Annotated in this window: 18 protein-coding genes and 1 pseudogene; 7 read left to right on the top strand and 12 right to left on the bottom strand. The window is 37.1% G+C overall.

Going from position 1 to position 13,096, the window contains the following annotated elements:
- Positions 1–21 precede the first annotated feature (21 nt).
- Together KH400_RS06150 and KH400_RS06155 are read left to right on the top strand one after the other, a co-directional pair.
- A pseudogene (locus KH400_RS06150) lies at positions 22–1,397 on the top strand (glycoside hydrolase family 1 protein).
- A gap of 872 nt (positions 1,398–2,269) precedes the next feature.
- The gene (locus KH400_RS06155) at positions 2,270–3,190 is read left to right on the top strand and encodes a cupin domain-containing protein (RefSeq protein ID WP_312889059.1); all 921 of its coding nucleotides are present in this window, start codon (positions 2,270–2,272) and stop codon (positions 3,188–3,190) included.
- Positions 3,191–3,395: 205 nt separating this feature from the next.
- On the opposite strand, the gene KH400_RS06160 is transcribed toward KH400_RS06155, so the two are convergent.
- The 3 genes from KH400_RS06160 to KH400_RS06170 all read right to left on the bottom strand — a co-directional run bounded on the left by KH400_RS06160 (position 3,396) and on the right by KH400_RS06170 (position 5,467).
- Positions 3,396–3,995, bottom strand: a complete 600-nt coding sequence (locus KH400_RS06160) for an SAM-dependent methyltransferase (protein ID WP_217222961.1) — start codon at positions 3,993–3,995, stop codon at positions 3,396–3,398.
- 20 nt (positions 3,996–4,015) lie between these two features.
- The gene (locus KH400_RS06165; protein ID WP_217222963.1) at positions 4,016–4,438 is read right to left on the bottom strand and encodes a VOC family protein; all 423 of its coding nucleotides are present in this window, start codon (positions 4,436–4,438) and stop codon (positions 4,016–4,018) included.
- 153 nt (positions 4,439–4,591) lie between these two features.
- A complete protein-coding gene (locus KH400_RS06170; RefSeq protein WP_217222965.1) occupies positions 4,592–5,467 on the bottom strand; it encodes a pirin family protein in 876 nt (291 codons plus the stop codon).
- A 202-nt stretch (positions 5,468–5,669) separates the two neighbouring features.
- On the opposite strand from KH400_RS06170, the gene KH400_RS06175 reads away from it, so the two are divergent.
- Complete coding sequence (locus tag KH400_RS06175; protein ID WP_217222967.1) at positions 5,670–5,858, top strand: CDGSH iron-sulfur domain-containing protein; 189 nt, start codon at positions 5,670–5,672, stop codon at positions 5,856–5,858.
- A gap of 154 nt (positions 5,859–6,012) precedes the next feature.
- On the opposite strand, the gene KH400_RS25265 is transcribed toward KH400_RS06175, so the two are convergent.
- Positions 6,013–6,144, bottom strand: coding sequence for a hypothetical protein (locus KH400_RS25265; RefSeq protein WP_281418652.1), 132 nt, complete (start codon positions 6,142–6,144; stop codon positions 6,013–6,015).
- Positions 6,102–6,311: a nuclear transport factor 2 family protein gene (locus KH400_RS26980; RefSeq protein ID WP_217223151.1), complete on the bottom strand. Its 210-nt coding sequence runs from the start codon at positions 6,309–6,311 to the stop codon at positions 6,102–6,104. The genes KH400_RS25265 and KH400_RS26980 overlap by 43 nt, the downstream gene beginning before the upstream one ends.
- Before the next feature lie 208 nt (positions 6,312–6,519).
- Between KH400_RS26980 and KH400_RS06185 the strand changes: the two genes are divergently transcribed.
- A complete protein-coding gene (locus tag KH400_RS06185; RefSeq protein ID WP_217222968.1) occupies positions 6,520–7,026 on the top strand; it encodes a CBO0543 family protein in 507 nt (168 codons plus the stop codon).
- 798 nt (positions 7,027–7,824) lie between these two features.
- Here KH400_RS06185 and KH400_RS06190 read toward each other — a convergent pair.
- The gene (locus tag KH400_RS06190; protein WP_217222970.1) at positions 7,825–8,151 is read right to left on the bottom strand and encodes a hypothetical protein; all 327 of its coding nucleotides are present in this window, start codon (positions 8,149–8,151) and stop codon (positions 7,825–7,827) included.
- A 358-nt stretch (positions 8,152–8,509) separates the two neighbouring features.
- Between KH400_RS06190 and KH400_RS06195 the strand changes: the two genes are divergently transcribed.
- Both KH400_RS06195 and KH400_RS06200 read left to right on the top strand, forming a co-directional pair.
- Entirely contained in the window at positions 8,510–8,674 is a 165-nt protein-coding gene (locus KH400_RS06195) for an FbpB family small basic protein (RefSeq protein ID WP_217222972.1), read from the top strand.
- 268 nt (positions 8,675–8,942) lie between these two features.
- Positions 8,943–9,164 (top strand): YdbC family protein, encoded by a 222-nt coding sequence (locus KH400_RS06200; protein WP_217223153.1) that lies wholly within the window; start codon positions 8,943–8,945, stop codon positions 9,162–9,164.
- A 40-nt stretch (positions 9,165–9,204) separates the two neighbouring features.
- Here the strand turns inward: KH400_RS06200 and KH400_RS06205 are convergent, their stop codons facing one another.
- The 6 genes from KH400_RS06205 to KH400_RS06225 all read right to left on the bottom strand — a co-directional run bounded on the left by KH400_RS06205 (position 9,205) and on the right by KH400_RS06225 (position 11,437).
- On the bottom strand, positions 9,205–9,663 hold the full coding sequence (locus KH400_RS06205; protein ID WP_217222974.1) for an ABC transporter ATP-binding protein: 459 nt from the start codon (positions 9,661–9,663) through the stop codon (positions 9,205–9,207).
- A 59-nt stretch (positions 9,664–9,722) separates the two neighbouring features.
- On the bottom strand, positions 9,723–9,854 hold the full coding sequence (locus tag KH400_RS25270) for a hypothetical protein (protein ID WP_281418653.1): 132 nt from the start codon (positions 9,852–9,854) through the stop codon (positions 9,723–9,725).
- A gap of 22 nt (positions 9,855–9,876) precedes the next feature.
- Positions 9,877–10,251 carry a hypothetical protein gene (locus tag KH400_RS06210; protein WP_217222976.1) on the bottom strand — a complete coding sequence of 125 codons (375 nt, stop codon included), beginning with the start codon at positions 10,249–10,251 and terminating at the stop codon, positions 9,877–9,879.
- Entirely contained in the window at positions 10,218–10,403 is a 186-nt protein-coding gene (locus tag KH400_RS06215) for a DUF1648 domain-containing protein (protein WP_217222978.1), read from the bottom strand. The genes KH400_RS06210 and KH400_RS06215 overlap by 34 nt, the downstream gene beginning before the upstream one ends.
- Before the next feature lie 185 nt (positions 10,404–10,588).
- Entirely contained in the window at positions 10,589–10,774 is a 186-nt protein-coding gene (locus KH400_RS06220; RefSeq protein WP_217222981.1) for a hypothetical protein, read from the bottom strand.
- The gene (locus KH400_RS06225; protein WP_217223172.1) at positions 10,775–11,437 is read right to left on the bottom strand and encodes a hypothetical protein; all 663 of its coding nucleotides are present in this window, start codon (positions 11,435–11,437) and stop codon (positions 10,775–10,777) included.
- Between the two features lie 340 nt (positions 11,438–11,777).
- On the opposite strand from KH400_RS06225, the gene KH400_RS06230 reads away from it, so the two are divergent.
- Positions 11,778–12,995, top strand: coding sequence for a Bcr/CflA family efflux MFS transporter (locus tag KH400_RS06230; protein ID WP_217222983.1), 1,218 nt, complete (start codon positions 11,778–11,780; stop codon positions 12,993–12,995).
- The last annotated feature ends 101 nt before the right edge of the window (positions 12,996–13,096 follow it).

Genomic DNA, 13,096 nt, shown 5'->3' on the forward strand with positions numbered 1-13,096 from the left:
AATACTGATTAAGAGTGAATAATGTTTGGAGGTTATTATAATGAAGGGAATAAAGGACTTAATATTGCCGATGTACTTCCAGGTGGTAAGGAAAGGTACCACGTATTAATGGAGCCTGGATTTAATTTTGAAATCGATCACGTTCATTACTATCCTAATCATGAAGCCATTGATTTCTATCACCGCTATCAAGAGGATATTGCGTTATTTGCGGAAATGGGGTTCAAGGTGTTCCGCATGTCAATTGCTTGGACTCGGATCTTTCCCCGCGGCGATGAAGAACAGCCAAATGAAGACGGTTTGGCCTTTTACGATCGTGTTTTTGATGAGCTTCATAAACATGGTATTGAACCTGTCGTAACGCTTTCTCACTATGAAATGCCTTTTCATCTGGTAAAAGACTATGGGAGCTGGAGAAATCGTCAAGTCATTCATTTTTTGAAAATTATGCAAAAACAGTTTTCAATCGTTACAAGAATAAAGTAAAAGACTGGATGACTTTTAATGAGATCAACAGCAGCTTAGTCATGCCGATTCAAGGTCTTGGTTTTGCGATTCAAACCGAGGAGGATAAATACCAACCCACTTTCCAAGCATTCCACCACCAATTTGTGGCTAGTGCGATTGCAGTTAAAGCTTGTCACGACATTATACCTAACTCCAAGATTGGCTGCATGATCCTCTTTGCACCAGTATATCCCTTCGATTCCAATCCAGATAATGTCATGTATGCCCTTCAGGAAGAACAACTTTTTAACTACTATTGTACCGATGTGCAAGCACGAGGTGAATATCCAGCTTTTATAAAAGGATACTTCAAAGAACATAATATTGACCTAGACATTCAAGATGGCGACCTACAATTACTAAAGGAAGGCACGGTTGATTATATTGGCTTTAGTTATTACATGTCCCGAACTGAGAGAAAGGAGAAAACAGATGAGGAAACAACAGAAGGAAATATTATCGGTGGTATAAAAAATCCGTTTTTAGAAGCAAGTGACTGGGGGTGGGAAATTGATCCTATAGGTTTACGAATTAGTTTAAACAAATTGTATGAACGTTACCAAAAGCCACTTTTTGTTGTGGAAAATGGATTAGGGGCCTATGATACAGTGGAGGAAGATGGTACGATCCATGATGACTATCGGATTAACTATCTTTTTGAACACATTAAAGCCATGGGCGAAGCAATTGAAGATGGTGTTGATTTAATCGGCTATACAAGCTGGGGGTGCATTGATATGGTAAGTATGTCGACAGGCGAATTTTCTAAACGCTATGGTTTCATTTATGTTGATAAACATGACGATGGAAGCGGCACATTAGAACGGAAAAAGAAAAAGTCTTTCTTTTGGTACAAAGACGTCATTGCTACAAATGGAGAGAAGCTATAATACATCAATAGAAAGTAATTATCGAGCCGATTTCTCACAATCACCTCTCAATGACGAAGAAGCCCCTAGCTACTAAGGGATTTCTTCGTCAATTTTCATCTTTAATCATCAAACACTTGCTCTTTTAAACCTTTCAAACAAGTACTGTACACCGTATAGAAGATAAACTTTATAATGCAAGTACAGAAAAAATTGAAAATGACTTAAACGATTTAGACGTATGATTTTAAATCTCTTAAGAACATCAATGAAATAGAAGGCAAAGAATCCATCGGCAATTGTGTTAAGGAATACAAATTTTTTGAAGTTCCCGTATGATAACTTGAGTAACCACATGGAAAGAGGCATATACGGTCCAATGCTAAAAGGAAGCTCATCCTTGAAAAATGATTCTCTCTTATCGTAAAACGTCCACCACTTTCGCTCGCGCCCATACAAATGATTTACAATCTCAAAAATGATAATGAAAAGACCTGCGAATGAATACTGTTTTACACTTCGCTTTTCCATAAACAACAACGATAACCAAGGGAATAGAATCACAGCTATATTAAAGAGTAAGTGCCTCCGTAACATCCTTTCACCACCTTAAACTAATGTTTAACTCTTTTTTAAAGTATCCAAGATCATTAAAAAAAACGCTCAATTGAGCGTTCAATTTCTTCCATTTTCTCTTCCTTTCATAAGGACTGCACCTGTTTTTATTACCACACTTATTTCTCCTACATTCATTCTTTACATGAGATCTATTTCAATCGGTTATTCCAATGGTTATAATATCTAATCTTTCATAACATGAAATGCAGGTAGTGACGTACATTCTCTAGACATAAGCATATGATAATGTTGATCATGCTTTGAAAGGAATGAATATGATGTATTATCTGTCTAATACGTATCCATACCCTTATTACGTGAACGCTTTCCCTCCTCAATATCGTGCAGCCAACATGGCAACGAACCACAACGAACAAAATCAAGCTGAACTTGAAAATGTCATAGAAGGAATAAAAAGAGAATCTACGGCTGTCGACCTTTATCAACGCTTATCGTCTATCGCTCCAGATCCTCAGCATAAACATGACATTCTTCATGCCCTAGAAGGTAAAAGAAATCACCTGAATGAAGTTACAAACCTTTATTTTACACTAACTGGAAAACAACCTGTCTACCAAATAGATAAGGTCCCTTTTCAAAGTTATAGAGAGGGTTTACAGAAAGCTTATAACCTTGAGGTAGAGGGTTATGAAGAAGACTATAGAAGTTGTCTAATGACCCAACACCCACAACTTCAACCTCTTTTTTTGTCGGCAATTCATTGTCAGCAAGAGAACGCTTCACGACTTCGTTCCTTAAATGAGGACATTTTAAACCGTGTAACGGATTATGGGTCTGAACCGTTTGTCGTTGATATCGAGGAGGCAACGAAGCAAAACACTACATTCCGTACAGCCTTATGGACCGGTACCCATTTACAAGTAACATTGATGAGTATTGGTGTTGGCGAAGATATTGGGTTAGAAATTCACCCTCACCTTGATCAATTCATCCGTATAGAGGAAGGTCAGGGGATTGTTCAAATGGGAGATCAACAAGATCGATTAGATTTTCAGGAGGAAGTCTTTGCTGACTATGCCATAATAATCCCTGCAGGAAAATGGCATAATTTAACAAATACAGGTGACCAGCCAATTAAACTTTACTCTATTTATGCACCGCCTCAACATCCGTACGGCACTGTGCATGAAACAAAAGCTATTGCAATGGCTGCTGAAGAAAACCATCACAACTAATCAGTCAAATCAACGCCCAATGTCCACTAGCAACTAACAATTAACGCTAGATGTTCGCTTATCGCGAGCAAATATCTTAGTGGCTGTCCCTATGACATACTACCTTTATGTTACAACCCACGTGATGATCATAAACTTCCCTACTTACGCTGATGCATTATTCCTTTGCTTTGAGACAGCCACTTCGTCATTTTTACAAATCGACTCATTCAGGCTTTTGGCCAATAAATTGAATCACATGCGACAAACCCTTATGCAATTCCCCTTCATGACGAACAACTTCCCCCATAAAAAAATGAACAATACGCCAATCTGAGAAAGCCTGAAGAAACTCTTCTGGTCGATACAAAAGGTCTGTATCTCGAGGGCCTCCACTTTTATATGGAAGTTGATAGTGCGAATAGACTTCACTAATATAATAGCCCCCTGGTTTTACCGCTTGCTTTACTCCTTGAAGAGTTTTCTGACGTAACTCCTCAGGAAAATGACCGAATATACAAATAACCTCATCCCAGCGATCGCTTCGCCATTTAGCTTCATTTAGGTCTACTAGTTCCGTTTCAACGGAGACATTCCTATCTTCAGCGAGCCTATTTGTTTTGGCTATACCTGACTCAGCATAGTCCCAAGCCGTTACATGAAGTCCTTGTTGAGCCAAATATACCGCATTACGCCCTTCTCCCTCAGCTATTGCTAACACATCACCAGATAATTTGAGCTTTTGTTGAGCACTAACTAAAAATTCATTCGGCTCGGTTCCATAGACATAGTTCTGATTTTGAAATCGCTGATTCCATGGGTTCAATGAGTAAACAACTCCTTTGCTCAACTTTTTTGAGTTGAAACTTGCCAAGTAACTCCGTATCTATCTGTCACTTGCCCATAAGCTGGACTCCAAAATGTTTCTTGAAGGGGCATTGTCACTTGGCCTCCTTCCTGTAATTTTTCAAACATTTCTTTTGCTTTTTCAGCATTATTTATCGAAACAGCCACTGACACGTGTGTACCTACCTGGTAAGTTTGGCCTGGGAACGTGTCAGAAATCATTAATTCTGCATTGCCAGCCTTCAAGTGGGCATTTAATACACGGTCTTTCGCTTCTGGCGGTGTCGGAAACTCTGGGTCACCAGGCATATCACCGAACGTTTGCAGACCGATAACTTCTGCGTCCAACGCATGTTCATAAAATTTAACCGCCTCTTGGCCTTGACCATCTAAAATGATGTAAGGGTACATACTTACGATCATCAAATTCACCTCTTTTATTTTATTACAACATTGATAGTTTCCTTAAAGTCTTGTGTCCATACATCGAAGCTTAAATTAATGGGTAATACTCACCGGCTTTTTTCAAAATCAAATGCCACTTGGTTAAAAAGCAAAACTAACCCATATTCGATTTCAAACAGCAGGTGGTCCAAATTTCCCATCATGGTAGTCGCTGTACGCTTGCTTAATTTCATCCATCGTGTTCATAACAAACGGACCATACGGCACAATTTGTTCTTTAATTGGTGTGCCAGAATAAATGAGGAGTCTTGAACGTCTATGATTTGACTTAATTTTAAATTCGCTTACCTTTGAAGAGTCACCGTTACCTTCATACGTAAGAGTTGCGACGCCATGCTTTTTCAAGTTGGTTTTATCCTTCCCGACATTTATATCCCCTGATAAGACATACAAAAATGCATTATGTGTTTCCGGTAGTAAATGAATGTAACTCGCTCCTTGACCAAGACTAACTTCTGCCAATGTAATTGGAACCAAAGATTGTAAAGGGCCTATAACGCCAGCAAATTCACCTGAAAACACTCTAACTGAACCACCTTCAACGTTGAGAACCGGCGTATCTTCAGCATATATATTTTGATAGGACGTTTCAGTATTCTTTAGATGTTTCGGTAAATTAAGCCATAGTTGAAGAGTATGAGCAATGTCATCGGCGACAGCTTCCTCAGCATGCCTCGCTGCCCACCCTGCATTCATATATTGAACATCACCAGGTTCTAGAATATCTCTACCTCCACCATTGTCAATGTGCTCTAGTCGCCCATCAATAACATATGTAATCGTTTGAAACCCTCGATGTGGGTGATCAGAAAATGCACCTCTTTTAAACCAATCTTCAGCCATTAGGATAAACGGGTCAAAATCACTCCACCGATCTACTGGGAGGACCCATCCTTTTTGAATAAATGGAAAAGAAGCCTGTTCATACTTTACATACCACTGGTCTTTTACAGACCTTTGAAATATTTGAGATTTATCTGTCCCCATAGTCATGGATCACTCCTTATGTGTTTCTAAAAATAAAATTAACGCTAAATGAATATAATGATTGTAACAGATATATCAAAATTCATTATACATTAATAATCTTCCCTTATTTTTGGTATGAATTACGTCTAGTATAAATAAAGTTGTTTAATAAGTCGTTTTGATTTTCAAACAAAAAAATTGAGAAAAGGTAGGGATCCTAATGGCTACTATTAAGGTTAATGATGATGGTTCTTTACGTGTAACAGGAGATGTTGAATTAGTAGATGGTAAGGGGAACACAATTGAAACTAAACAAACATTTTCATTATGTAGGTGTGGACTATCAAACAATAAACCATTTTGTGACGGATCACACAAAGGCAAATTTGAAAGTTCTGTTAGGGCTTAGTCTTTTATAGCTGCAAAGAAGGCTTCTGTCTCTTCTATAGCAAATCACACCGATACTTCTCAAGACCTATTCCCCCTTTCTTTTTAATAAACTTTAAATTTACGAAAACGAATATAACGAGTAACCATAAGGATGAGAAATAAAAATAAATTTCTCATCCTTTGGTCACTTTCAACCCATCTATTACTTTAAAGCCTAAAAAGCGTGAACCAGCTTGATCTGACCAAGGCTCTAAGACAAGTGTTAAATAATGAAGTTTAAACTCCCTTTTTTTGTAAACCGCCATTCCCCTGTCTTATTACTAAATTTATCGTAATAAGTACCCGCGATAACTAAAGGGACACCATCCCTATTCGTTCCCGTTGAATCAAGATCTGAGACCTCTGTTGCTTCACCACTCTTACTATCTATGGAAATAACAGTATTCATTGTGTAATGATGCGTTTCTGGCATATCCCTCCAGCTTGCCTTCAGTCTTTCTAAAATCTCGTCTTTCGAATGTTAAAATGATTATACCATGTAAGGAAACGTTCGGACTACCGAATATCATCTTAACCGCTTCATTTCATGTTCCTTCACTACACCAGCTTCAACACATGTGTTTTGTGAATAATCCTTTGATTTCAGTTGATAATACATAAAAGTGAAAGGAGGATTCTACATGGTCGAGCGGTTACTTAAATATTTTGGTATTATTTTTGGTATATGTTCGATTCCGACTTTATTTAAAAAGCCCTCAGTAAAGACTTGGTTGCCGTTATTTTTGATTAATTGCCTAGTTAATTATATTTTTGATAAGACTTTAGTCGAAACTAAACAAATAAAATATCCAAAAAGAGCTTTACCGAACATTACAAAAATAAATATTTTATACGACTTTTTTATCTGTCCTTATTTATCAATTTGGTATTGTCAATCAACATATAATTCTCAACTAAAAGGCATCATAGGGAAATTAATCCTCTTCTCTGTACCTCAAGCAATGTATGAAATTCTTCTAGAAAGGAAAACCAATTCACTTGAATTTACAGGTCAATGGAAATGGCTCTATTCGTTTTTTCTTGTCTTTGTTGTTAAAGTGATATCAAGAGTTTTGCTTGAATTCCTAAAAGGAGATAATGGAAAAGCACAATCTAACATAAATCATCAAATGATTGTTAGAAAATAACTCCTTGTATTGTTACTACCATTCCCGTTGCCATTATAGCTGTAAGAAGATTCTTCTACAGTCAGCTCTTCATATGATTCAGCAACGATTCCGTGAAAAAACTGAGTCGAAATCAAACATATCTGCTTTTGAAACCTTAAATTACTTGTTTCTGGAACTTCTATTTGCACGATATTCGATCCCAAAATATACAAACGCGACAAGGAAGAGAATAGTGGAAATAAATAATACAACTCCATCCCACCATAGTCACATGAACTAGTGTGTTAAAATGCATCAATACGATAATAAGAAACAAAATAGAATATGTCTTCAAAAAATAAACCTCCAAATAAATATATATCCAACCTTCCATAACCTATAAAGGTACATAGCAAGCCACCTATCTTAAGAGGCAAATCGGCTTGCTATGTACCTCATCACATCATTACAAGCCACTATCGTTTGACGATTTACACTTATAAAATTTATACATACGTAACATAGGGAAGTGGTAATCGCTGTTGAGTCAACCATTTCATGATAAATAACCAGCTTTTTGTGCACATTTCAAAAAATAAGTGATCAAATTTTTAAAGAGTAGCGAAAAGAGCCTATTCAAATGACATCAACAAAAATAAGCAACCTTATATAAGGATGCTCATTTTACTCAATTAACTCAGTATATATTACCTTGCGCTTCACGCCTTTACCTTTTTTAAAGCTCTGACGATTAAATAAATTCCGTAACTAGCTGCGATTAACAGAACTATTTGTCCATAACCAAATCAAGGGCATCACCCTAGCCCTTGCGATTCATCAATTTATCAATTTATCACTTTCCTTTTCGGGTTGATTTCTATTAATATAGAGTGAAAATCCGTGAACGATATACGTCAACAACACCAATACCCAAATCGAATCTCGGTATGTATCAAATGTGATGGTATGAATATAACGATGAAACATTTCTAAGCAGAACCATCCGACAGGCATAATACCAATGGCATGTTTATATGATTTGAGCAAAATTATTTGTCCACGTTCACTTTTCGCTTCTTCACTTCTAGAATACTTTATATTCGCAATCAAAAAATACAAGAATAATGGGGTCAGTAATGCTCCAATCAGTAACAATTTCACCATTCTCCTTTATTATAATATGATCTTTACAATCCCTACATATGTCTTATTAAACACTTTATATAGAAGAACAGACCTAGATGACCACTTATTAAGGGTTAAAAAACACTCCTTCATTTATATCAGACATACCCATTACTATAACGGCGCCCTATTAACATATAAATATTTTAGTCCTCTCCGTCAACACCCAATGCCTTTTACCATATTTTAATGCTTATATACCTAAAGACTATAACAAGCTATTTGTTCATAACTTAGTCACATTCAAATGTGATAAATATCATATCACATGTCAGAAAATTACGATATATTAAAGACATACAAATATTCGACATTTTTTTCAAAGGGGATAGAGCATATGAAGAAACGTTTTTTAAATTTAGAGCATTTGATTCAAGACAATAAAAGAGAAATTCTCGCAAACGAAGAGGACCTAGAACGTATTGAGAAACGAATAGATGATAGACATCAACCTGAAATACAAACAGACACGAGTCGTGAGCGTAAGCCTGAACCAGTTTAAAACACTGATATGACAGTGACTTATAATTAGAATACAACCCCCGAAGGTATTAATGAACCGGGGGTTGTTGACGTAATCATAGGAAACGGGACGTCACAACATTATGAAGTGAGACTCGACAGATGTTACTTTTCAAATCCATCAAAGTCCACGTTTTTCAAGTATGGCCTATATCGAACCACAATGCTCATATCATTAAATTCTTCTTATTTTGATATCATCCATTAAATTGTTACAATTGTAACCATGAAAAAGGAGTGTTTGTATGATGGCGAATATTAAATTTGAAATTAAAGAGACAATTGGAACAGTTTCCGAAGGTGCGAAGGGATGGAAAAAAGAATTAAACTTAGTCAGTTGGAATGGGCGCGAGCCAAAATACGACTTACGCGATTGGTCCCCAGAACATGAAAAAATGGGGAAGGGCCTTACTCTTTCAGAAGAAGAACTCATACAGTTAAAGGAATTATTAAATCAACTAGACCTTTAGTTTGTGCAGTAGTGAAAATTAATACATATAATTAGGAGCACTAAAGAGCGATTAGTGCTCCTTGACGTTCTCCTTGCGAAAGAATCTCGTATGGATGATCCTGTATATGTTCACAATCTAATAATTTCATTAAATGTTTCGCGTAGTCAATATCGCTTTCGTCGATATGATCGTATAACCCTACAGAAGCAAACTTCCCACTCAAAATAATAGCTAAAGCGGTATCATGATTACGTAATCTTTGTTGTAATGACGAACTCACCCATCCAATCTCTTTCCGCAATTCTAGTATATTTGCTTGTCCAAAAACATTTCCCAAAACTTCTACATGTCCACTCGTTGGCCATATATACCCATTAATGATTTTTAAAAGTGTTGTTTTTCCAGAGCCATTTAATCCTAATATACTCCAGTGCTCCCCCTTCTTCATCGACCAACTAACATTATTTAATATTCTTTTTTCATTGCGTCTAATCGTTACATTTTCTAGCTTAATCAATTATTTCTCCCCCCTTACAGTACTTACTTTGAAATTATTTTTACACAGTCAGAGTTTGTTCAGTTCTTTAACAATCCAAGTATCCCCCGAACAAGTAATCGAATGGGCGTTAATAAAAGTTCGGTGATAAACAAAAATACATCTATGATCCAGTTCCATTTTCCTTCCCTCTTACGTTGTTTTCTTTTCATCGTTTTCTCCTCTCACACCTGTTCATTTTACCACATTATGGTATATCTTCCACATATAAAAGATTGGAAGAACAATCAGAACGGCAGTCATACACGGAACCATTGCCCCTAGAGTATTTTGCTGAACTAAAGCCGTACGGATCATTCCATAATGAATAGAAGCGAATAGAATACTCACGAACAACGTAATTGTTGCTAACATTCTCGCTGTATGTTTTCGAACCATATATATTTGTTCATCAGTCAACTCTTCTTTTTTGACAAACGGGATATTTACAAAGCCAAGGAATTCCTTTCCGGTTGGACGAATGATCAAAAAATAGTTAAGGGTGAAGGTTAGCGCCAAAATAAAAGCATAAAGGATCAATAAACCAATGATGATTCCCTTTTCCCCCACGCGTCTGGTTCGCCTGCTAAGTTAAAATGGTGCGGCACCTCATTCGGTAACTCACGATAATGGAATACACTGTATATAACCGTAAGTATTAAAACCAAAAACGCTAAAATATCAATTAACGGGTTATAATACTTGTTAATTTTATCCCACATAATTTGTCACCTCTTTCTACAAAAACAACCAATACTGATCATTTGTAGTGAAATTATTATATGTCACTACCACTCATTTACTACCTTTATTCCCCATTACTAATACTTTTATCAAACAAACAATCATTACACTAATAGGACACATAAGAAGACATTTGCTACAATAAAAAGAGCGAGGTGAATTTTCAACCAACGCCCTTCTTCTTGTTTTCCAGTTTCACATGTAATTCCTTAAAATTTTCGACCACATCAGGTAACGATAATTGTTCTGCTAATGACATCCCTTTTTGTATTGATGCCTTAGCTTGATCAAACAAGCTTGCTTTGATTTGTGCATCTGCTAGTGTATACCAGTAAAACCAGGCATCCATCTACGTTATCTGGTCGTTGTGGTACTTTTCTATCTCTGGATAGTATTGGTCATAAAGCTCATCATCATGAACGAGCTGTTGCCCATCCCAGGTGAGAACATCTACAAAATAAGTATCCGCGATATATCTTCTCCACACCGCTAGCCCAACATCTTCTTGGTTCCTTAATAGCTCCATCATATGATAGGACACTTTTGTTAACTTATTTAGCGAGGCGCTTTCCCATTTAAAAACTTCGAGTATATTTCCTGCTGAAGCACCAATGGTTACCCCAAATAGGTACTCCTTCGTACCATCACCTGTTATATCTGCAACTCCAGAATAATCTAATCCAACGCCTTGTGATGACGTTTCCCAAACCTTCTTCCATTCTCCTTTTACTTGCTTTACTATAATCGCTCCATACTGCGATGGAGAAGGTTGTTGCTCTGCTTCAAGTTTATAGTTTATGATCACTTCTTTCTCCTCGTCATCGTCAAAATCAATTAGTTGAATCGGTCCCGTTGAGGCAGGTTGGTCAGGGCTTACTAGAAACGCATTTGCAGGTATCAACCCGTTCATTATTTTACTGATGTCTTCATTTACAGTTTCTTCTGCTGCTATAACCATTACACATACATTCAAAAATACAGCTAGCAGGCTGATAAACATTGCTTTTCTCATCTATAATCACCTTTTACTTTTAAACGTTCAAAATCATTGTTCCCTATATGACTCTAATTAATTAAAAATCATTAGTATTTTGCTCTACATTAGAACGGTTTCTTTTACTAATCGAAAATCAGGTGTTAATATAAAACTATTCTTCTTAGGGAGAAAACAAGATAAAGTTTAATAGACAAGTACAAGAGAAAACATGCTATAAAACAGAGATAAAATCTTGAAATTGGAAAGAAGGGGAAGGCCTGACAAAACAAATTGCTTGCCATCTTTCTATCATTCGATAAAATAACAGAATAGAATAACTTAAACTTGCATCAAGAGATAGAAAGGTGTATAAAAAATGGAAAAGAATACAACATGGAAACAACGTATTGGCTTAGCCATTATACTGAGCATGCTGGCAGTTTTAGGTCCTCTAAATATTGATATGTACTTACCTGCCTTCCCTGAAATTGGAGAAGATTTAACGGCTAGTGCTTCTCTCGTTCAAATGAGTCTTACGGCATGCCTCATCGGGCTTGCTGCTGGTCAACTCATTGTTGGCCCCATTAGTGATGCACATGGACGTAGAAAGCCTCTCCTTATTTCAATTACATTATTTGCATTGTCTTCTTTATTATGTGCTCTAGCTCCAACCATTGAATTTTTAATAGCTGGACGCTTTTTACAAGGTCTAACTGCTTCAGCAGGAATTGTTATCTCACGTGCAGTCGTACGGGATATATTTAGTGGTAAAGAATTAACGAAGTTTTTTTCACTCTTGATGGTGATTAATGCGGTTGCTCCATTAGCGGCGCCAATCGCAGGGGGTGGAATTTTATGGTTCCCTTTTGCCAATTGGAGTACGATTTTTTTATTTTTAGCACTTATCGGGATCATCATTGTTATTACGATTTACTATCGATTAGAGGAAACCCTACCTGTCGAAAAGCGGATGCCTAGCTCCATCGGTCATTCATTTCGTACAATGGGCGATTTATTCAAAGATCGTTCGTTTATCGGGTATGCGCTCACACTAGGTTTCGTCCATGGAGGTAGCTTTGCTTATGTGTCAGGGACGCCATTTGTATACCAAGACATTTACGGCGTATCCCCACAATTGTTTAGTATCCTGTTTGGTATTAATGGAATTGCTATTATTACGGGAAGCTTTTTAGTAGGGCGTTTAGCTGGAATTGTAGAGGAGAAGAGGATCTTACAAACCGGCGTAATCCTCTCCACTTGTGCGGCTTCATTTTTATTTGTGATGGCTCTTATCGAAGGTCCACTTGCTCTTATCGTCATTCCGATATATATCTATATGACTGGTATGGGGATCGTGTTAACGAGCTCTTTTACCCTTGCGATAGCCAAGCAAAGTCACCGGGCCGGAAGTGCGAGCGCCTTGCTCGGAATGCTCCCTCTGCTAATCGGTTCCATTGTATCCCCTCTTGCGGGAATAAATGAAGCTTCTGCTGTCCCAATGGGGACCATTATTTTCGTCACAACTCTTATCGGCACAACTGCATTATTTACATTAACAGAAAAAGCACAAGTTCAGCAGAAAGAAAAAAAGTAAACATTAGAGCAACATTAAGTGTTTTATACGTCAGACATGTTGCCAATGCATAGGGCTGCCCCAGAGGTCAATTACCATCACCTTTTGGGACAGCCCTTCAT

This window comes from Desertibacillus haloalkaliphilus, assembly GCF_019039105.1.
In the GTDB taxonomy this organism is placed as follows: Bacteria; Bacillota; Bacilli; order Bacillales; family KJ1-10-99; genus Desertibacillus; species Desertibacillus haloalkaliphilus.